Here is a 20,098-nt window from a genome sequence, read left to right as displayed (position 1 = left end):
CGCAGGAGGCGTTCATGAACACAGGTCCGGGCAGGCGCGCCAAAGGCATCGCGACCAAGCTGGTCCTCCTCTTCGGTATGTTCGTGGCGGTGTCATTCGCCGTGGCCGGCGTCAATCTGCGGGGGCTGGAGGCGATCGGCCGCAGCGAGGAGGCCACCGTCCAGGGATATGAAGTGATCGGCCGGCTGCAGCAGATCCTCCAGAACGTCTCCGAGCAGGACATGGCCGTCAGCCTCTATCTGGCGTCCACCAATACAGAGGTTCTGGCCCCCTTCAAGGACACGCTTAAGCGAAGGTTCGACACCCTTGTCGCGGAGACGCAGGCGCTCCGACCGGCCGACCTGCCTCACCGCGCCCGGCTCGAGGCGACCATCGAGGCGGTCAAGCAGTGGCGGGACGCGGTGCAGGGCGACATGCGGATCATGACCGCCACCGACGCGTCGCGCAATGCGATCGAACGCATTCGCCACTCGGTCAGCGAAACCATCGAAGCGGAGCGCACGGCCCTTGCCGCGCAGTCGCAGGCCGCGTCGGAACGCTTCGCCGAGCAGCGCCTGATCATGGCCGTCGGAGCGGCGGCGTCGGTGTTCGGAGCGGTCATCCTCTATGCGTTCGTGGCGCGGATGGTGTCCCGTCCGATGCTGCGCATCGCGCAGGTCATGCAACACCTGTCGGCTGGCGATACAGGCGCTACGGTGCCGCATGCCTCGCGCTCCGACGAGATCGGCACCATGGCGCGGTCCGTCCAGGTGTTCCGCGACGCGCTGCTGGAGCGTGGGCGACTGGAGTCCGAAGCCGCGGCACAGGCCGACCGGGCCGCGGCCGAGCAGCAACGTCTGATGGCCGGCATCTCGAACCGCCTGGAAAGCAGCGTGCACAGCGTGGTGGCGGCGCTCAACGAGCGTGCCGGCCAGCTCCAGCAACGCTTCGGCATCGTTTTCGAGGCAGCCGAATGCTCAAGCCGCGAGGCGGCCAAGGTCGCCTGTCTGGCCGACGAGGCGTCGGTGCGCGTGGATGCCGTGGCCGGCGGTGCCGAGGAGCTGTCGGCATCCATCGCCGACGTGTCCAGCCAGGTCAGCCGCGCCGCCGATGTCGCCCGCGAGGCCACCGCCAAGGCCCATCACACCAACGCGATGGTCGCCGGCCTGGAGGAGGCGGCGGAGCGCATCGGGCGCATCGTCACGCTGATCAGCGAGATCGCCCACCGGACCAACCTGCTGGCCCTGAACGCCACCATCGAAGCGGCCCGGGCCGGCGAGATGGGACGCGGGTTCGCGGTCGTCGCCTCGGAGGTGAAGAGCCTGGCCTCGCAGACGGGCAAGGCGACCGACGAGATCAAGGCGCAGGTCGGCGCAATGCAAAGCGCCACCGGTGCAGCCGTGACCGCCATCCGCGAGATCGCCGACACGATCACCGCCATGCAGGAGATCTCCGCCACAATCGCCACGGCGGTCGAACAGCAGGGTGCAGCCACCGCCGACATTGCCCGCAACGTGCAGGGAGTGGCATCGGGCACACGGGAGGTATCGCACCACATCACTGACGTCAGCGTGGCGGCGGAGACCTCGTCGGCGACGGTTCGTGAGGTGCAGGCGGTCGCCAGCGAGTTCGTGACCGAGGCTGAAAACCTGCACGGAGCGGTGGCCCGGTTCCTGGCGCAGTTGCGCGCCGCGTGAGCGGATGCCGCGCTCCAATTGAAAGATGCACGCATGCACATCATCGTTCTCGGGGCCGGTGTCGCCGGCCTGACCACCGCTTACTGCCTTGCCCAGGACGGCCACCATGTCACGGTCGTCGACCGGGAGCACGGTCCGGCGCGCAGTGCCAGCTACGCCAACGGCGGTCAGCTCAGCTACAGCTACGTCGCACCGCTGGCCGGCCCCGGCGCCTTGCGGGATTTGCCGCTCTGGCTGCTCGACCGCAATTCGCCGCTGCGTTTCCATCCGCGTCTCGATCCGCATCAATGGCGCTGGTGCCTGCAGTTCCTGGCGGCGTGCACCGGCCGGCAGAGCCGCCGCGCCACCGAGCGCCTGCTGACCCTCTCCTTGTACAGCCGCGCGATGCTGGAAGAGTTCGTCGCCGGAACCGAACTGGACTTTTCGCACTCCCGCACGGGCAAGCTGGTAGTCTACTCCAACGAGAAGAGTTTCCAGGGCGCCGTCGCGCAAATGCGCTACCAGGAACGCTTCGGCTGCGTTCAGCACGCCGTTGATGCGGCGGAGTGCCTGACGATCGAGCCGTCCCTGTCCCGCATTCGCGACCGCCTGGTCGGCGGGATTTTCACGCCCAGCGAGCAGGCCGCCGATTGCTATCGGTTCTGCGTCGGGCTGGAAGCGCTGCTGCGTGCGGCGCCTTACACTGTCAAATTCGCCTATGGCCTCGCCGCCAGCAGATTCGTTTGCGATCGGGAACGGGTGTTGGCGCTCGAAACCGACCAGGGCGCGATTGAGGCCGACGCCTATATCCTTGCTCTCGGAACCGGAAGCCGGGCGCTGGCAGGCACGGCGAGGGTCGATCTGCCGATCTACCCGCTGAAAGGATACAGCATTTCGGTGGCGGTACGCGCAGCGGCAACGTCTCCCGCTGTCAGCGTCACGGATTATGCCCGCAAGATCGTCTACGCTCCGCTCGGCGATCGCCTGCGTGTCGCGGGTATGGCCGACATCGTCGGGTACGGACGGGAGATGGATGAACAGCGGCTGGCGCTGCTGATCCGCGAAGCGAAGGCCGCTTTCCCCGACGTTTCCGACTATCGGCAACTCGATCCATGGTGCGGCTTGCGACCGGCAACGCCGACCAGCATGCCAATTCTCGGGCCGACGAAATTGTCCAATCTGCTCTTGAATGTCGGGCACGGCGCCCTCGGCTTTACCTTGGCGATGGGGTCGGCGCGGGTCGTTGGTGATCTGGTGGCCGGCCGTCGCCCGGCCATTTCGCTCCAGGGGTTCACCTTGCCCAGCCTCGCTGGAACCAGCGCCGAACTGGTTCCCGCCTCTTAGCGAGTGATGGGGCGGGTATCCGGGCGGATCGGGCAATTGAACCGACCAATCTGCCAATTTTGCTCAACGGCGGCCATTCGGCCATTTCCGGAGGTTACAGTGTTCATCAGCGATTCAGACGTTCGTAGCGTCCTGACCTTTCCCGATGCCATTGCTGCCATGGCAGACGCTTTCCGCGATCATGGACGCGGCGCCGCCGCCATGCAGGACCGCGTTCGGGTACATGGCGGCGGTGTATCGCTCAGCATGATGGGTGCCATCCTCACCGACGCCGGCGTCACGGGGGCCAAGATCTACCCGACGGTCGACGGCAAGTTCAATTTTATCCTTCCTCTGTTTTCCAACACCGATGGCCGGCTGATCGCCGTCATGGAAGGCAACGCGCTGACTGAATTCCGCACTGCGGCAGTCACGGTGGTGGCTGCCAATGCCTTGGCCCGGCGCGATGCCGAGGTGCTGGCCGTGTTCGGCACAGGCATCCAGGCCCGTGCGCATTTGGAAGCCTTTCTGACCACCCGGACGTTTGGCCTCGTGCATATTGTCGGTCGGGAGGGGGCTGTCGATTGCGCCAGATGGATTCGCGACCGCTTCGGGGTCGATGCGGCGGCGGTCGAGGCGGCTGAGGCCGTGCGTGAGGCTGACATCATCGTCACGGCGACCCGTGCCAAGACCCCACTTTTTTCCGGTAATGTGGTGAAGCGTGGTGCCTTCGTGGCGGCAATCGGATCAAGCAAACCCGACACTCGGGAAATCGATGCGATCCTGCTCGAGCGCGCGGAGCGCATTGTCGTGGAGTGGAAGCCGCAGGCGCGCCGCGAGGCGGGCGATCTGGTGCTCGCCGGCGACGCGGTGGACTGGCAGCGAGTGGAGGAACTGGGCGCCGTGGTCGCCGAACCCAATGCGTGGAGAGGTGATCACGAGCAGATCATCGTCTACAAGTCGGTTGGCGTAGGAATTGAAGATGTGGCGCTTGCCAACCTCGTTGCTCGTCGGCTCAGTATCCCCACATGAGATTGGAGAATTGCCACTGAGACCTTGTTCGTGGCGTGGTGTTTCAATTGGAAGTTATGTGAACGCTTCTTTGAGGAGAGCGGGACTGTTGCAGCAGTCGGACGGACTGGCATGCAGATTGCCGTCAACAGTGCCTGCAACAGCATGCTATAGGCACAACCGGCTCCTGGGGCACTAATACTACAACCCGGATCAATTTGCGGCCCGCTTGTTGAAGGGTTCATCCTAACGCTGGGAGGTTGGGATGATGACGGCAGCGGAAGCGGCGAGTTGGGCTCGGGATCTGGATGTGCTGGCTGTCCGGATTGGCCCCCGATTTTGTCGGCCAGAGGCAGGCGAGCGGGCTCGTCGGTATTTGGCGGGCCTTCTGTCTCCCCTGGAGCGTAAGAACGGCTGGCATCTGGCTGAAGCTGCCGGCGATGCCAGCCCCGACAGCGTCCAGGATTTCCTGGCCCGCATGCGCTGGGACGCCGACGCCGTTCGCGACGACTTGCAGACTTATGTCGTTGATCATCTGGGCGATCCCGACGCCGTGCTGGTGCTGGACGAGACCAGTTTCCTGAAGAAGGGCGAGCGTTCGGTCGGCGTGCAGCGTCAATACTCAGGCACCGCTGGGCGCATCGAGAACTGTCAGATCGGCGTCTTCCTTGGCTACGCCGGACGACATGGTTACGCCCTGATATACCGCGCCCTGTATTTGCCGCAGTCCTGGGCCGGCGATGAGGATCGCTGCCGCACGGCCTGGGTGCCGGAGGAGGTGGCCTTTGCCACCAAGCCCAAGCTGGGTCTCACGATGCTGAAGCGCGCGCTGGACGCCGGCGTGCCGTGTGCCTGGGTGGCAGGCGACAGCGTCTACGACACCGACAGCGCCATCCGGCGCGAACTGAAGCGCCGCCGGATCGGGTGCGTGCTGACCGTTACCAGCGGTCAGCGGCTATGGCCGGGTACGGTGAGCGACTGGATCGAAGAAGTGCCCGCGGACGGCTGGAAGCGGCTCAGTGCCGGCGATGGCGCCAAGGGGCCGCGGCTTTACGATTGGGCACACCTGCCGTTCCGTGGTGCCTCGCAGGGCTGGAACAAAGCCCTTCTGATCCGACGCCGTCTGGGGGATGGCGCGTTGACCTTCTACCTGACCCATGCTCCGGAAGGGACCGCGTTGGCCGATCTGGTGCGGGTGGCAGGCGCGCGCTGGACCATCGAGAGCAGCTTCGAGATGGCGCAATGGCGAGGTCGAGCTCGACCAGTACGAGGCGCGCTCCTGGACCGGATGGCACCGCCACATCACCTTGGCCATGCTGGCATTCGCCTTCCTCACCGTCTTGCGCAAGGCGGCCATCGGGGGGAGAGGACCTGGTCGACCCGGCGGCCGACTTGATCCCCCTGACTGTACCGGAATTTCGACGCCTGCTTCTTCACCTTCTGCCTCGGCCGACACTTGGCATCGACGCCGTTATCGATTGGTCACTTTGGCGAAGACGTCATCAACAGCGAGCAAAACAATCGCATTGGAAACGACGTACACAAATCGATAAATGCCGAGTGTAGTACTAGAGCGGATTCCGATCATTCTGGTTCGTAACCGGCGGCGGTAAAGAAGGTTCGACTGTCGCTTGGCGTCACGTTGTCGATAGCATCCCACAGTTCTGGGAGCGTCCTTGCGGCGGCTTCCCTGAGGCTCGCCTTGATCTTTGAGAAGGCCATCTCGATGGGGTTGAAGTCGGGGCTGTAAGGCGGCAGGAGCTTCAGGACGGCACCTGTCCGCTCGATTGCCGCCCGCACGGCCGGAAGCTTGTGGGCGGGCAAGTTGTCCATCACGACGACGTCTCCGTGGCTCAACGTCGGTCCCAGGACCCGCTCGACATAAGCGAGAAAGGCTGCGCCGCCCATGGCGCCGTCGAGCGTCATCGGGGCGGTGATCCCGGACAACCGAAGGGCGCCCACGTAGGTCGTCGTCTTCCATTGCCCATGAGGAACCGCAGCGCGGCAGCGTTCTCCTCGTAACGCGCGGCCGTACATCCCCGCCATCTTGGTGGAGGTGCCGCATTCATCGATGAACACCAGGCGCTCTGGGTCCAGGTCCGGCTGGACGTCGAACCAAGCCTGACGGCCGGCGGCTATGTCCGCTCGATCCTGTTCGGCAGCGTGCGCCGTCTTTTTTCCGCGTCACACTGTGACGCTGGAAGAACCGGCACACAACGCTGGGCAGTGGCCGATACCCCACCGCCTCATCCAGACGCTCGGCCACCTCCGCCAAGGTCAGGTCGGGCTTCTCCTCGATCCAGCCAAGGATGAGGTCCCGGTGCTCGTCGATCCGATGTGAGCGGACATTGCCACCGCGTTTGTCCGGGGTCAGGTCTCCGCGCGTTCGCGCACGGACCACCCAGCGGATCGCTGAGGAAACCCCAACCTCGAAGCGCGCCGCAGCCGCCCGGCAAGACGCTCCAGCCGCAACCGCCTCCACCACACGCCGACGAAGATCGACAGACAGGGCTTTCGCCATCCAGACCGGCCTCCTTCAACCAGTCCAAAGCTTGAATCATAAATGACCGCTCGTGGGATTCCCCCGATTCAGATGCCGGTCAATCCGCTCTATCAAGGGCATTGCCGCGATAACTTGGCAGGCGCGCAGCATGCTTCGATTTCCCGCCAGGCTCACGCCGCGACAGCCGCTGCCTGCCAGTCCACTCTGACCTGCGCCCGGAAGGTGTGCAGGGTACGGCGTGAGACCAGGTGGCGTTGGAGGTTGAAGCAGTTGTAGACGGGCGGCCTACAGAGAAATGAAATCCTGCCGGCGCGGATCGAGTGCAGCGTGAAGGACGGCGGCACCGAGGTCATTGCGGAAATCGACGCGTTTCCGGGCGAGAAGGAGCAGGTCGTTCAGGAAGTCATCCGCCGGCTTTGCCGATGATACGGCCCACACCGCTGCCGGTGTGGCGGCCGTCGCGCAATGCCATGTGCCCGTTGACAAGCACATGGACGATGCCGGAGGCGGGCTCCGTCGGACGGGTGAAATCGGCGTGGTCACGCACCGTCGCCGGATCGAAAACGCAGAGATCGGCAAAGGCGCCGACGCTGACGGTGCCGCGGTCGGCGATGCCGAAATGGCGGGCCGGCAGGCCGGTCATGCGATGCACCGCCTCCTCAAGAGGGAACAGCCCAATATCCCGGCTATAGTGGCCGAGGACCCGCGGGAACGTGCCCCACAGTCGCGGATGCGGGTGTTGGTCATGCGGCAGCCCGTCCGATCCGATCATGCACAACGGGTGCTTCATGATGCGGCGAACATCGTCCTCGTCCATGTTGACGTAGATGGCGCCGGCCGGGCCGAGCCGTTCCGCCGCCTCTTCAGGCGTGCAGCCCCATGCCGATGCGATGTCCTCGACGCGCCGGCCGGTCGCTTCCGGGTGCGGGGTCGACCACGTCACCCAGGTTTCGCGCGCGGTCTTGAGCTTGCCGGGCAACAGGATGGTCGAGCTGGCCGTATAGGGATAAGCGTCGAATGCGACGTCCCACGACCGCGCCGCCTCGTCGATCGCCGCCAGCGTCTGTGCGCTGCGCCCCCACATCGACATGCCGAGGCACTTGTGATGCGAAATGACCAACCGCACCCCGGCTGCGCGCGCGGTGGCGAACGACTCTTCCAGCGCCGCCAGCATGCCTTCACCCTCGTCGCGCATGTGGGTGGTGTAGATGGCGCCGAATTCTCCGGCCACCGCGGCGAGCGCCGTCACTTCCGCCGTAGACGCGTTGTTGCTGAACGGATAGGCCAGTCCGGTCGAAAAGCCGCAGGCGCCGGCTTCCAGGGCTTCCCTCAGCATGGCCTGCATGCGAACGATCTCGTCGGCCGACGCCGCGCGCGCCGGATCGGCGCCGACCGACGCGCGCAAGGTCATGTGTCCGACCAGCGGCACGACATTCACCGCGGGGGAGGCCTTCCCGACAGCCGTCACGTAGTCGGCGAACGAGGAGAAGAAGTCGCCGGCGCTCTTGCCCAGGAGGTTCAGAGGTCCCGGGACCGGGTCGTTCAGCATCGCCGGTGCGAGACTGGCTCCGCAGTTGCCGGTCACCACGGTCGTGACCCCTTGGGTGATCTTCGGCACCGCCTGCGGCTGGATGAGCACAAGCCGGTCGTCGTGGGTGTGGACGTCGATGAATCCGGGGGCCACCACCAGCCCGGTCACGTCCAACTCCGCCCTGCCGCTTCCCGCCGGCAACCGGCCTACCGCGGCGATGCGGTCTTCGACAATCGCAACGTCCGCCGTGAAGCCCGCCCGGCCGCTGCCGTCCACCACGGTTCCGTTGCGCAGGACCAGATCATAGGCCGGCCGTGACGCTTCCAAACTGTTCATGGGGAAAATCCTTCCGGCCCGACGGCGCCATCCGGCGATGTGTGGAGGTGCGATGGAAAGGAGAATGGCCGTGGTGGCGACATCATGGTGCAGCCTTGATCAGGGGGTGGGAGCGGCGGGCGTGGACCGGGCTATGCGGCGAGATGGCATGCCACCCGATGCGACGAGGAGCCGCCCGCGGCGGGCGGGGCCAGCGTCGGCGCGGTCTCCCGGCATTCGGCCCGGGCGAATGGACAGCGGGGATGGAAGCCGCAGCCGCTCGGCGGCTTGAACGGACTCGGCGGGTCGCCGAGCGGCAGCATCCGCTCCGCTTTCGCCCTGGGACGGGGCGATGGCACCGACGACAGCAGCATCCGGGTGTAAGGGTGGGCGGGGCTGTTGAACAGCGTGTCACGGTCCGCGATCTCGACGATGCGGCCGAGATACATCACCGCCACCCGGTGGCTGATGTGGCGGACCACCGCCAGATCATGGGCCACGAACAGATAGGCGATGCCCAATTCCGCCTGCAGGTCCATCAGCAGGTTGACCACCTGGGCCTGGACCGAGACGTCGAGTGCCGACACCGGCTCGTCGCAGACGATCAGCTTCGGGTTGAGTGCCAGCGCGCGGGCGATGCCCAGACGCTGGCGCTGTCCGCCGGAGAACTCCGCCGGCAGCTTGCGCATCGCCTCGGGCCGCAAACCGACCCTGGAGAACAGCCAGGCGATGCGTTCCTCCCGTTGCCTGGCCGAGCGCCAAGCCGGGTCGTCGAAGTTGCGCAGCGGCTCGGCGACGATATCGCCGGCCGGCAGGCGCGGGTTCAGCGAGGCATAGGGATCCTGGAAGACGATCTGCATGTCGCGGCGGCGGCGGCGCATCTCGGTCGGGGACAGCGAGAGCAGATCCTCGCCGTCGAGACGGATCGAGCCACCGCTGGGTTCGATCAGGCGCAGCACCGACTTGCCCGTGGTGGTCTTGCCGCAGCCGGACTCGCCGACCAGGGACAGCGTCTCGCCCCGATCCAGCGCGAAGGACACGCCGTCCACCGCCTTGACGCTCGGGGCAGGCGTCCACGGCGCCCGGCGGCCAAGCACGAAGTGCTTGGTGAGGTTCGTCACGTCCAGGAGAGGCGACGGGGGTGCGATCGATTGCAGGGTCATGCGGATGCTCCAGCCTGCGATGGAGAGGTCTGGAAGGGGAGCGGGAACGCCGCTTTGGTGCAGCCCACGCGCTCCGCCTCGAAGCAGGCGACGGCATGGCCGTCGCCGACAGCGGTCAGGGGCGGGGGCTCGCGCCGGCATCGCTCCGTGGCGAAGGCGCAGCGCGGGGCGAAGGCGCAGCCGGCGCCGAGATCCTGGGGAGCGGGCACCATGCCAGGAATTTCCGGAAGGCGCGAACCGCCGCCGGCCATCGACGGCATCGATGCCATGAGCGCGCGGGTGTAGGGATGCAGCGGCCGGTCGAACAAATCCTCGACCGGCGCCTCCTCCACCTTGCGGCCGGCATACATCACCACGACGCGGTCGCAGCATTCTGCCACCACCCCGAGATCATGGGTGATCATGATGATCCCCATGCCGAGCCGGGCCTGAAGATCGCGCAGCAGGTCGAGGATCTGTGCTTGGATGGTCACGTCCAGCGCGGTCGTCGGCTCGTCGGCGATCAGCACGTCGGGATGGCAGGCCAGGGCCAGCGCGATCATCACCCGCTGGCGCATCCCGCCCGACATCTGATGCGGGTACTCGGCGGCACGGCGGTCCGGCTCGGCGATCTGGACCAGCCGCAGCATCTCCACGGCGCGGGTCCACGCTTCGCGCCGGCCGAGACCCTGGTGCAGCATGACCGTCTCGGCGATCTGGCGTCCGACCGTCAGCACCGGGTTCAGGGAGGTCATCGGCTCCTGGAAGATCATCGAAATCCGGTTGCCGCGGATGTCGCGCATCTCGCGTTCCGACAGCGACAGCAGATCGATACCGCGGAAGCGGATGGCGCCTCCGGCGAAGCGGGCCGGCGGCGATGGCAGCAGGCGCAGGATCGACAGGGCGGTCACGCTCTTGCCGCATCCGGACTCGCCGACGATGCCGAGCGTTTCCCCGGCGTTCAGCCGGTAGGAGACGCTGTCCACCGACCGGACGGTGCCGGCCAGCGTGTCGAAGTGGGTGCGCAGTTCGTCGATTTCCAACAGGGGCGGATCGTCCCGCAGGTCGCGTGAGGCGGTCATGGCGGAATCCTAGAGTTGGCGGGCCAGGCGGGGGTCGAGGGCGTCGCGCAGCCCGTCGCCGATCAGGTTCACCGACAGCACCGTGGCGGCCAGGAACAGACCGGGGAACAGCGCGGCGTGGAAGGCGATGGCGATGAAGTTGCGGGCGTCCGCCATCATGGTGCCCCAGCTCGGGATCTGCGGCGGCAGCCCGACGCCGAGGAAGGACAGCAGCGCCTCGATCAGAATGGCGGTCGCGGCGATGAAGGTCGCCTGCACGATCAGCGGCGTGATCATGTTGGGCAGCACATGGCGGACCAGGATCACCGGCAGGGGCGTGCCCAGCGCATGCGCGGCCTCGACATACTGCCGTTCGCGCAGGCTCAGCGCCAGCGAGCGGACCAGACGCACCACCCTCGGCACCTGCGGAACGGTGATGGCCACGACCACGGTGGTCAGGCCGGCGCGCGTCACCGCCATCAGCGCGATGGCGAGCAGGATGTCCGGAATGGCCATCAACCCGTCCATCAGCCGCATCACCGGCCCTTCGGCCCAGCGGACGAAGCCGGCCAGCAGGCCGAGCGCCACCCCGACCGAGGTTGCCAGCACCGCGACCAGCAGGCCGACCGACAGGGAGGCGCGGCCACCCCAGACGGTGCGGCTGAACAGGTCGCGGCCCATCGCATCCGTGCCGAAAAGATGCTCCGCCGAGGGCGGCCGGAAACGGGCCAGCGGATTGAGCGCCTGGGGATCATGGCTGGCGATCCAGGGTGCTGCCACCGACAGGGCGGCGACGGTGGACAGCAGAGCGGCGCCAACGATCAGGGTCGGATGTTTGCGCAGCCAGCGGCGCATGCGCGAGCGGATGGTGGGCGTGCGTACCGCGGCACCGGCCGCCGCCGGAGCGAGGGAGACTGTCGTCATGGCAGTGGACCTTTCGTCGGAGCTTTCATTCCGGCCGGCATTCCGGGCGGGTTCAGGCGCGGATGCGCGGATCGAACAGGCGATAGCTGAGATCGATCAGCAGATTGATCAGCACATACATTCCTGCCGACAGCAGCAGCACGCTCTGGATCACCGGATAGTCGTGGCGTTGGACGGAATCGATCACCAGCCGCCCGACGCCGGGGATCGCGAACACCGTCTCGCTCACCACCACGCCGCCGATCAGGAAGGCGATGCCGACGCCTACGGTGGTCACGATGGGAATGGCGGCGTTGCGCACCGCGTGGCCCAGCACCGCGACCACCCCCAGCCCCTTGGCGCGGGCGGTCCGGATATAGTCCTCGTGCAAGACGTCGAGCACGGTGGCGCGCGTCATCCGGGTCAGGAGCGCGATGTAGACCAGCGACAGGTTCACGCAGGGCAGGATCAGGTGGCTCAGCCACGGCCAGAAGCCCTTGCCGAGGCTGACATAGCCCTGCACCGGCAACCAGCCGAGCTTGATGGCGAAGCCGTAGATGAACAGGTAGCCGACCAGAAAGACGGGCGTCGAAAAGGCCAGCACGGCGAAGATCATGACCAGCCGGTCGACCCAGCTTCCCGCCTTGTGCGCCGCCAGCACCCCGAGCGGCACCGATATCAGCACGGCCAGCGTCATGGTCAGCAGCGCGATGGAAAGCGTCGGTTCCAGCCGCTGTGCCAGAAGCGAGGCGACCGGCACCCCGGTGAAAATCGAGGTGCCGAGGTCACCCCCGGAGAGCCGGCCAATCCACAGCAGGAATTGACTCCAGAGCGGCTGGTCGAGGCCGAGCACGCCGCGCAGCCGGGCGATGTCCTCGGCGGTGGCGGTGTCGCCGGCGATCAGAGCGGCCGGATCACCGGATGACAGGTGGATCAGCAGAAAGACGAGGATCGCGACGACCGCCATCACCGGCAACGTGGCGGCGACGCGGCGAAGAACATAGGTCATGACGATCACTCCACGAGCGCGTTCACGGTTATCGGGCGGGCAGTCACTTGGCGGTGGTCACTGGGTAGCTGGACTCTTGTCCAATACCCACAGCTGGGGTACGTCGCCCGTCAGCCGATCGACGTTCGTCACGTCATTGCGCACCGCGTAGGGGGAGGCGTACTGGCCAAGCGGGATATAGGGCACCGTCTGGTACGCCCGCTCCTGGAAGGCGTCGAGCCGGGCGCGGCGCTCTTCAGGCTTGTCGGCCCGGATCCACTCCGCCCGCAGCTTGTCCAGCGTCTCGTCGCAGGGCCATCCGGGCATGCTGTTGCCGCAGGCCGAGCCCAGCATGAAGTTGTTGATCGGCGAGTTGACGTCGAAGCTGGCGGCGTAGGTCGCATACGCGCTCCAGCCGCCGGCGCCCGGCGGATCCTTTCTGGCGCGGCGGGCGACCACCGAAGCCCAGTCCATCGACTGTGTCGTGACGTTCATCCCGATGTCCTTCAGCGTCTGGATGACCATCAGTGCCGCGGCATTCAACACGGCATAGTCGGTGGGCAGCAGCACCACCACCGGCTCGCCCTTGTAACCGGCTTCGGCCAGCAGCCGTTTGGCGGTGGCGATGTCGGGCTTCTTGTAGGCGTCGGCACCGGCCGGGGTTTCGTTGGGACCGCCGCAGATGAAGAAGGTCGCGCAGTGCTTCATGCGCAGGTCGGGCGGATAGCCCATGACGGCCAGAAATTTCTCCTGGTCGATCGCATGCAGCACAGCCTGACGGATTTTTGGGTTGTTGAAGGGAGGGTGCAGATGGTTGACGATCAAGGAGGCCTGGATGGCGCCGCCCTGACGGACCTGGATCGTCTTGTCGTCGCGCAGAGGGGCGATGTAGTCAGGCGGTACCAGCTCCAGCATGTCGACTTCGCCCAGGGCGAGCGATGCCGTGGCGCTGTTGGAATCGGGAAGGTAAAGCCATTCGATGCGGTCGATATGTCCGGCGCGGTTGCCGGCGAGGAAGTCCGCCGGCTCGCTTCGCCCGACATAGGCCGGATTGCGCACGAACACCACCTTGCTGCCGGGTACCCATTCATCCCGCTTGAACATGTAAGGGCCGGAGCCGATGGCCTCGTTCGACGGCTCGTCGCCCGACCGGCTGGCGGTGCGTTCCGGCATGATGACCGGGATCATGCCGGATGCCTTGGCAAGGGATTCAAGCACCAGACCGAAGGGCTGGGCAAGCGTTAGGGTGAAGCGGCGCTCGTCCTCCACCCGCCACTGTGCGCCGGCGGCCATCATGGCGCGGCCGTAATTGTCGCGCTTGGACCAGCGTTGCAAAGACGCGACGCAGTCGGCGGCGCGGACCGGGGCGCCATCGTGGAAGGCGAGTCCGGGCCGCAGAGTGAAGCTCCAGGTCAGCCCGTCGTCGGATCGGGTATAGCTTTCCGCCATCTGCGGTTTCGGCACGCCGTGCGAATCCAGGCCGAACAGCGTGTCGAAGACGAGATAGCCGTAGTTCCGCGTCACGTAATTGGTCGTGAACATCGGATCGAGAAACTTCAGGTCCGCCTGCGGCACCATGCGCAGGGTCGTGGGAGTGCCGGCGGCGCCCGCATCCGCAGCGGCGAGCAGCGGCAGGCAGGCGCTGGCGGCGAGGACCGAACGTCGAACGAGCGATGGCATGGGCAAGGGCATGGGTAAGCTCCGGTCTGGAGGGGACGGCGGGGGTCAGGTCCAGTTCGTGTCGGCGGCGAGATGGACGACGCAGTCGCCGGGTTGCACGTGGGTGAAGCTGCGGACGCAGACCGCGACGCCGGAGCCGCCGAAATGCAGTTCCACGGGGTCGCGCCAGGGCGCGTGGGGGTCGTGGATACGGCCGGCGAGTTGCCCCTCGCTGACATCGTCGCCAAGGCGGAAAGCGGGCTCGAACAGGCCAGTGCAGGGGGCGAAGACATAGTGCCGTTCGCCCCCCACGCGCAGCAGCCGGCCCGGGCGCGGTTCGGGTGCCGGATGTTCGGGCAGCAGGCCGACCGTGGTCAGCAGACGCTCGATGCCGTCCTCGACGATGGCCAAGCCGGTCGGATCGCAGGTGCCGAAACCTCCGAATTCCCCGCACAGGAACAGCTTGCCCTGGCGTTCGGCGGCTGCGGCGAAGGTGCGGTCCTCGCCCAGCAGGTTGGCGATCATCACGTTCGGCGCACCGAACCCCTCGACCAGCCGGCGATAAAGTCCCTGCCGCTCTTCGTCCGGCGGCGGCGAGGCGAGCAGGGTCGGCAGATGGTTCATCGACGCTCCCCCGGCGTGAAGGTCGAGGGCTAGGTCGGCCATCGGCAGCAGGACGGTCTCCACATAGTGGGCGATCATCTGGGTCGGCGTGCCGTCGCGGGCGCCGGGGAACATCCGGTTCAGGTTGCCCTTATCGATCGGCGAGGTGCGGCTGCCGTTCATGTGGGCCGGGAAGTTCAGCGCCGGGATCACGATCAGGCGGCCGCTGATCGCCAGCGCGGGCAGGCGGCGCACCAGCTTGGCCAGGGCGATCGGCCCCTCATACTCGTCGCCGTGATTGCCGCCGGTCAGCAGAACGGTCGGTCCGGTTCCGCGCTTCAGCACGGCGACGGGGATCGCGATGTGCCCGTAGGCGGAACGGTCGTGGGAATGGGGAACGCGCAGCGTGCCGGTCTGGAAGCCGTCGCGTTCGAAATCGACATCGGTGGAGATGCGGGACGTCGCACGGGTCATGCGGACCTCGTTGGGCAAAGGGGAACTGTTTGAAAGCAGCGTCGCGAGGCGCCGGCCGTTCCGGCAGCATCGTTCGGATCACTGACTGTCTTCAGTGTTGCGAATTCCCAATGGAACTGCGAGTGCTGTTTTCTGCTCGTACTGATGCCTCCCAGGCATCGGTATGAGCATGGCAGCGCGCCCGCAAAGGGTGTTCAGAGAGCGGCGGCGATGACGGAGCGGAAGCGGATCAGCGCCGGGTTGGCGTTCTCGGACAGGCACGCGAAGGATAGCGGCAGGCGGATCGACACGTCCGCCAGATCAAGGAACTGGGCCCGTGCGGGGGGACGCGCGCGGTTCGCCGAGTTGACGATGGCTGCTCCGATTCCGGCGGAGACCAGCGACAGGATGGCGGCTTCGGTCGACACCTCCTGCACCACATTCAGGGTCAGCCCGGCTTGGCGGCAGGCGCTCAGCAGCAGGTCGTAGTATGCTGGGTAGATCGAGCGGGGAAAGGTGACGAAAGGGCGGCCGGCAAGGTCCCGGGCGCGCATCGGAACATCCGCCGACAGCCCCCAGGCGCGCGGCACCGCGAGCGTCACGCCATGGTCGAGCAGGGGGACGGTCGCGAGGTTGGCCGGCGGCGGCTCGAACAGGTAGACGAAGCCGCCGTCCAGGGTTCCATCCTCCATTTCCTCCAGCTGCATCGGGGTGTTGAGCGGCGCCAGCTCGAACTGGACACCGGGAGCCTCCCTTTGGAAGCGGCTGAACAGTTCCGGCACCAGTCCGTCCCAGCCGGCGTTTTCTACGAAGCCGATCCGCAGCCGCCCCTGTAGACCGGCGGCGATGAGCTTGACGGAGCGGCCGGCGGCTTCAAGTTGTGCCAGGAGTCTGCGCGCCTCGACCAGATAATGGGCGCCGGCGGCAGTGAGCCGCAGCCCGCGCGGCCCGCGATCGAACAGCGCGACCCCCAGTTCCTCCTCCAGGAACTGGATCTGGCGCGAGATGGCGGGTTGGGTGATGTGCACCCGCTTGGACGCCAGCCGCACGCTCTCATGCTCCGCGACGGCAATGAAGTAGCGGAGATGGCGCAATTCCATGGGCTACGCTCCGAATGGGGGCGTTTGGGTGGCGGGTTCCCGGCCGCCGCACGCGCGTGGTCTGCGCGGCGACATCGCCCCGCGGCGGTTCACGCGAAGGTCCAGTGGAAGCACTCGCCCCTGCGTACGACGCGGCCCGCCGAACGGCCGCCGAAATGTGCGGGAAGGACCAGCGCTGAACGCTCCGCGGCGTGTTCCAGCGCCCAGCGGCGCGACCGGCGGGCCGTTTCGGCATCCTGGCAGAACATCGAGTTCCAGGTGGGACGAAGCACCTGCACGGGGCTGTGAAGGACGTCGCCGCTGAAGAAGGCCTCATGGCCGGCGGAGCGGACGGAAATGGACATGTGACCGGGCGTATGGCCCGGGGTGGGGTGGAAGGTCACCCCCTCGATCACTTCGCCGCCGTCGTCGGGTACGAGGTCGAGCAGGCCGGCCTCGATGACCGGCAGCACGCTGTCCTCATAGACGCCGGCGGCGGGGCCGGTGCGGAAGCCTTCGCTGGCCGCCTTGTCGTTCTCGGTCCGCGACCAGAGATAGCGTGCGTTGGGAAATGCGGGGGTCCAGCGCTCGTCGTTCCAGTGTGTGTTCCATCCGACATGGTCACTGTGGATATGGGTGCATAGCACGTAATCGATGGCCTCCGGTGCGATGCCGGCCGCCCTCATCCGATCGAGGAGGCCGGTGTGCAGACCGTCGAACTGCGGGATCCGGCGGGTGCGGCCATCGCCGATCCCGGTGTCGATGACCATGAGATGATGCGGGGTCCTTACCACCCACAGATTGACGTTGACCATCAGACCGGCGCCGTCCGGGGTCATCGCATCCGGGATCAGCTCGTCCTGATGTGGAGCGATCAACTTGTCGGCCCAGTCCGGCAGGAGCATGGTCGCCTCATAGGGGGGAAAGACGATTTCGGTCAGCCGGAGAAGGTCGAGGCTGCCCAATTGGAAGCGCAGTTCGTCGGTCATCCTCGCAGCCTCCCATGGAGCATGGCATCTGTGGTGCCGTTGCCGGCTAGATATAGCATGAGCACTGGCGTTGGTGCACAACTTGGCGCGTTGACAGAGTTTGCCCTAACTGATCGGTGATCAGGCGACCTTGCGGGAGATCGGCATGCCCAAGCTGGTCATGATGTTCATGGCTTTGCAGCCGACGGCGGCCTCGACCTTCTGGGCAGGCAGACTCCGAGCGCGCAGGCTGCGCCCGATCAGCGTCTTGTATCTCAGCATCGCCATCTCGCCCAAGGACCGCCTTGCGTACTGGACCGCCCGCTGCCAGCCAAGCCGTCCGCGTTCTGCGATCATCTGGATGTGCCGGTCACGCTGTGTGGGAGCGCTTGCGGCGGTATCGCTCGGCACCGCCGTCGCGCGCGGCGGGATGATCACCGCGGCGTCGGGCGTGTGTGCGCTGACCGCGCGGTAGACGGGGTCCTCCGTCATACGCGCCGTCCGCCAGCACCGTGCTGATCGGGCGGGTGATCTGGTCGAGCAGCGGACCGACCAGAGAGGCGTCGCCGTCCTCCGTAGTCGTCAGGTCCGAGGCGAGGACTTCGCCCGTATCGGGATCGACCGCCAGGTGGAGTTTTCTCCAGCTCCGGCGCGCGTGGCCGCCGTGCTTTTCCTGGTGCCACTCGCCCGTGCCGAACACCTTCAGCCCGGTGGAATCGATCACCACCGTGACCGGCCCGTTCGCTTTCGCCAGGGTGGTTGCCACCGCAAGGTCGGCGCTGCGGCGGGAGAAGGTTGTGTGATCCGGGACTGGCAGGTCCAGGCCGAGCAGGCGTATCAACGAGCCCAGCAGACCCTCGGTTTGGCGCCACGGCCGGCCAAAGGCCAAGCGCAGCATCAATCCTGCCTCAATGGCGATTTCCGAGTAGCGCGTTGGGTGGCCGCGCCGACCCGTGTTGGCCGGCGTCCAGGCGGCGATCGCCTCGGGCGTCACCCAGATCGTCAGGTCACCCCGTCGGCGCAACGCCGCATCGTAGGCCGCCCAGTTCTCAACCCGGTAGCGGGCACGCGGGATCTTGTGACGGCGCTTCTCGTTCGCCTTGTACGGCATCCGGCTCTCGGCTCCAGCGGGGCCCGATCCTTTACCCGCAGTCCTGCTCGATCACCAGACCCCCATTTTCGCACCAACGCCCCGCCACACCGCCACGGCGTTCGAAGCAGTGTGGGCGCTGGTCATGCGCGGGTTGGAGGCGCGGGGGTGATGTGATGCCCCCTTCGTCCAGACCCCTCAAGGCAATTTGAGCACGATCTTCCCGAATCCTCCGCCGCGCTCCATAGCCTCGTGCGCTTGCACGACCTCCGCCAGGGGAAAAACCTGCGAGACCACGGCGCGCATGGTGCCGGAGGCAAAAAGCGGCAGCATTCGATCGGCAAAGCGTTGAACCATTGCGCGCTTTTCGTCGGACTGCCGCGACTTCATCACCGTTCCCACCAGCCGCAGATGGTTGTGAAGAAGCAGGCCGAGGGGAATCGTCGCATCGCCCCCGCCTCCCATCAGCCCGACCTGCACCAGGATGCCGCCCGGCCGCAGGCTGCGCAGGTTGCCGGCGAGCGTGGCGCCGCCGATGAAATCGACCACCGCGTCGAGACCCTGGCCATCCGTGAACCGTCGGGCCTCCGCCTCGAAATCCCCCGATCGGTAGTCGACGACCGCCTCCGCCCCCAGCGAGAGGACATCGCCGAGATGACCGGCGCCGGCCGTGGCCAGTACACGGCCCCCGAGGGCGCGGGCAACCTGCACCACGGCGGAGCCGACACCGCCTGCGGCGGCGTGGACGAGCACGGCCTGTCCGGCGCCGAGACCTGCCAGATGTCCGACGACCTCATAGGCGGTGACGAAGGACTCCATCACCGCCGCCGCCTCGATAAAGCCGAGATGTTCGGGCATCCGGACAGCCATCCCCTGATCGATGCGCGCGAACTCCGCATAAGCGCCGCCGCCGGTGATTGCCATCACCCAGTCGCCGCGGCGAAACCCCGTCACCTCCTCTCCGGTCTCTATCACCTCGCCTGCCAGTTCGAGGCCGAGCAGCGGGCTGTCGCCGAAATTCTCCGTGCCATAGGCCCCCTGCCGCTGCAGAAGATCGGCCCGGTTCACCCCGGCGGCACGCGCCCGCACCAGAAGATCCGTCGGCCGGATCTCCGGGGCCGGCACTTCGGCGAGGCGGAGAACATCCGCCCGGCCGAAGTCCTGGAAGACCACGGCTTTCACTACGCCGCCGCCTGTGCCCGCGCCTTGGCGCGCCGCGCGATGCTGGCGGCGAAAAGGGGCGTTTCGCGCCGGTTGTGGTCGCCGCCGGCGGCCTGACGAGCAGCGGCGGCGGTTTCGTAGGACAGCTGATGCGCCTCCAGAAAGTCCATGAAGGCATCGGTGGGATGCGCGGTCACCCGGTTCGTGTAGCGGGTCCGGCCGTTTTCGATGGCTTCGGCCATCAGTTCCCAGACGACGTTGACCTGCGTGCGGCCGTTCGCTGTGAAGACGTCCGAGATCGAATTCATCCGCACATAGGTCGGGCCGGCGTCTTCAGCCACATAATGCTGGACCACGAGCCCGGTGCCGATCATCTCGACATTGATCGACATCCGGCGGCCGTCGTCGGTCGTGGTGATACCGGCGGCGATATGGTCGGGTGCGCAGCAGCGCAGATACTCGGCCTCCGGCAGGGAGAACAGCCATTCCTCGATGTCCACCTGATCCAGCGGCACGTCGATTTCGGCGGAATAGGCGGATTGCGACAGGATGCGATCCAGAACTTTCATTGTACTCTCCATTTCACTTCGGCCGGGCTGCAGCGCCCGGCTCGTGGAATGGACCTTACGCAGCCTCCGCAGGTGCGAGAATGC

At 66.6% G+C, this 20,098-nt stretch carries 15 protein-coding genes and 2 pseudogenes; 4 read left to right on the top strand and 13 right to left on the bottom strand.

The window, feature by feature from the left end; all coding sequences use genetic code 11:
* Positions 1-14 precede the first annotated feature (14 nt).
* From ACCD06_RS22955 to ACCD06_RS22940, 4 genes and pseudogenes are all read left to right on the top strand, one after another.
* Positions 15-1,676 (top strand): methyl-accepting chemotaxis protein, encoded by a 1,662-nt coding sequence (locus ACCD06_RS22955; protein WP_109076148.1) that lies wholly within the window; start codon positions 15-17, stop codon positions 1,674-1,676.
* A 33-nt stretch (positions 1,677-1,709) separates the two neighbouring features.
* On the top strand, positions 1,710-2,999 hold the full coding sequence (locus ACCD06_RS22950; RefSeq protein ID WP_109076149.1) for a D-amino acid dehydrogenase: 1,290 nt from the start codon (positions 1,710-1,712) through the stop codon (positions 2,997-2,999).
* Between the two features lie 99 nt (positions 3,000-3,098).
* A complete protein-coding gene (locus ACCD06_RS22945; protein ID WP_413343744.1) occupies positions 3,099-4,010 on the top strand; it encodes an ornithine cyclodeaminase family protein in 912 nt (303 codons plus the stop codon).
* A 244-nt stretch (positions 4,011-4,254) separates the two neighbouring features.
* Positions 4,255-5,542: pseudogene (locus tag ACCD06_RS22940) on the top strand (IS701 family transposase).
* A 31-nt stretch (positions 5,543-5,573) separates the two neighbouring features.
* Here the strand turns inward: ACCD06_RS22940 and ACCD06_RS22935 are convergent.
* The 13 genes and pseudogenes from ACCD06_RS22935 to ACCD06_RS22875 all read right to left on the bottom strand — a co-directional run bounded on the left by ACCD06_RS22935 (position 5,574) and on the right by ACCD06_RS22875 (position 20,014).
* Positions 5,574-6,510, bottom strand: a protein-coding gene (locus ACCD06_RS22935) for an IS630 family transposase (RefSeq protein ID WP_413343742.1) whose coding sequence is annotated in 2 segments (ribosomal slippage) — positions 5,574-6,171 and positions 6,170-6,510 — 939 coding nt in all. Because the reading frame shifts where the segments join, the coding sequence is not laid out codon by codon here.
* Between the two features lie 385 nt (positions 6,511-6,895).
* A complete protein-coding gene (locus ACCD06_RS22930; protein ID WP_413343740.1) occupies positions 6,896-8,299 on the bottom strand; it encodes an N-acyl-D-amino-acid deacylase family protein in 1,404 nt (467 codons plus the stop codon).
* Positions 8,300-8,490: 191 nt separating this feature from the next.
* Positions 8,491-9,501 (bottom strand): ABC transporter ATP-binding protein, encoded by a 1,011-nt coding sequence (locus ACCD06_RS22925; RefSeq protein ID WP_413343739.1) that lies wholly within the window; start codon positions 9,499-9,501, stop codon positions 8,491-8,493.
* Positions 9,498-10,562, bottom strand: coding sequence for an ABC transporter ATP-binding protein (locus ACCD06_RS22920; protein ID WP_413343737.1), 1,065 nt, complete (start codon positions 10,560-10,562; stop codon positions 9,498-9,500). Before ACCD06_RS22920 ends, ACCD06_RS22925 begins: the two co-directional genes overlap by 4 nt.
* 9 nt (positions 10,563-10,571) lie before the next feature.
* The gene (locus ACCD06_RS22915) at positions 10,572-11,465 is read right to left on the bottom strand and encodes an ABC transporter permease (RefSeq protein ID WP_413343736.1); all 894 of its coding nucleotides are present in this window, start codon (positions 11,463-11,465) and stop codon (positions 10,572-10,574) included.
* Positions 11,466-11,517: 52 nt separating this feature from the next.
* Positions 11,518-12,453, bottom strand: a complete 936-nt coding sequence (locus tag ACCD06_RS22910) for an ABC transporter permease (RefSeq protein WP_413343734.1) — start codon at positions 12,451-12,453, stop codon at positions 11,518-11,520.
* A gap of 57 nt (positions 12,454-12,510) precedes the next feature.
* Positions 12,511-14,124 carry an ABC transporter substrate-binding protein gene (locus ACCD06_RS22905; protein WP_413343732.1) on the bottom strand — a complete coding sequence of 538 codons (1,614 nt, stop codon included), beginning with the start codon at positions 14,122-14,124 and terminating at the stop codon, positions 12,511-12,513.
* Positions 14,125-14,157: 33 nt separating this feature from the next.
* Positions 14,158-15,168 (bottom strand): succinylglutamate desuccinylase/aspartoacylase family protein, encoded by a 1,011-nt coding sequence (locus ACCD06_RS22900; RefSeq protein WP_413343730.1) that lies wholly within the window; start codon positions 15,166-15,168, stop codon positions 14,158-14,160.
* 194 nt (positions 15,169-15,362) lie between these two features.
* Entirely contained in the window at positions 15,363-16,247 is an 885-nt protein-coding gene (locus ACCD06_RS22895; RefSeq protein ID WP_413343728.1) for a LysR family transcriptional regulator, read from the bottom strand.
* Between the two features lie 89 nt (positions 16,248-16,336).
* Entirely contained in the window at positions 16,337-17,215 is an 879-nt protein-coding gene (locus tag ACCD06_RS22890) for an MBL fold metallo-hydrolase (RefSeq protein ID WP_109076158.1), read from the bottom strand.
* Positions 17,216-17,335: 120 nt separating this feature from the next.
* A pseudogene (locus tag ACCD06_RS22885) lies at positions 17,336-18,305 on the bottom strand (IS5 family transposase).
* Positions 18,306-18,482: 177 nt separating this feature from the next.
* The gene (locus tag ACCD06_RS22880) at positions 18,483-19,466 is read right to left on the bottom strand and encodes an NAD(P)H-quinone oxidoreductase (protein WP_413343726.1); all 984 of its coding nucleotides are present in this window, start codon (positions 19,464-19,466) and stop codon (positions 18,483-18,485) included.
* The gene (locus ACCD06_RS22875) at positions 19,466-20,014 is read right to left on the bottom strand and encodes a hypothetical protein (RefSeq protein WP_109076159.1); all 549 of its coding nucleotides are present in this window, start codon (positions 20,012-20,014) and stop codon (positions 19,466-19,468) included. The genes ACCD06_RS22880 and ACCD06_RS22875 overlap by 1 nt, the downstream gene beginning before the upstream one ends.
* Between the last annotated feature and the right edge of the window lie 84 nt (positions 20,015-20,098).

This window comes from Azospirillum sp. CT11-132, assembly GCF_047302835.1.
Classification (GTDB): domain Bacteria; phylum Pseudomonadota; class Alphaproteobacteria; order Azospirillales; family Azospirillaceae; genus Azospirillum.
This window is presented reverse-complemented; position numbering and strand designations above follow the sequence as displayed.

What these genes read in the sequence shown, in the direction of transcription:
- ACCD06_RS22890 (WP_109076158.1), bottom strand. Translation starts at nt 17,215, where the DNA reads ATGACCGACGAACTGCGCTTCCAATTGGGCAGCCTCGACCTTCTCCGG.
- ACCD06_RS22915 (WP_413343736.1), bottom strand. Translation starts at nt 11,465, where the DNA reads ATGACGACAGTCTCCCTCGCTCCGGCGGCGGCCGGTGCCGCGGTACGC.
- ACCD06_RS22950 (WP_109076149.1), top strand. Translation starts at nt 1,710, where the DNA reads ATGCACATCATCGTTCTCGGGGCCGGTGTCGCCGGCCTGACCACCGCT.
- ACCD06_RS22905 (WP_413343732.1), bottom strand. Translation starts at nt 14,124, where the DNA reads ATGCCCTTGCCCATGCCATCGCTCGTTCGACGTTCGGTCCTCGCCGCC.
- ACCD06_RS22920 (WP_413343737.1), bottom strand. Translation starts at nt 10,562, where the DNA reads ATGACCGCCTCACGCGACCTGCGGGACGATCCGCCCCTGTTGGAAATC.
- ACCD06_RS22925 (WP_413343739.1), bottom strand. Translation starts at nt 9,501, where the DNA reads ATGACCCTGCAATCGATCGCACCCCCGTCGCCTCTCCTGGACGTGACG.
- ACCD06_RS22955 (WP_109076148.1), top strand. Translation starts at nt 15, where the DNA reads ATGAACACAGGTCCGGGCAGGCGCGCCAAAGGCATCGCGACCAAGCTG.
- ACCD06_RS22875 (WP_109076159.1), bottom strand. Translation starts at nt 20,014, where the DNA reads ATGAAAGTTCTGGATCGCATCCTGTCGCAATCCGCCTATTCCGCCGAA.
- ACCD06_RS22900 (WP_413343730.1), bottom strand. Translation starts at nt 15,168, where the DNA reads ATGACCCGTGCGACGTCCCGCATCTCCACCGATGTCGATTTCGAACGC.
- ACCD06_RS22895 (WP_413343728.1), bottom strand. Translation starts at nt 16,247, where the DNA reads ATGGAATTGCGCCATCTCCGCTACTTCATTGCCGTCGCGGAGCATGAG.
- ACCD06_RS22910 (WP_413343734.1), bottom strand. Translation starts at nt 12,453, where the DNA reads ATGACCTATGTTCTTCGCCGCGTCGCCGCCACGTTGCCGGTGATGGCG.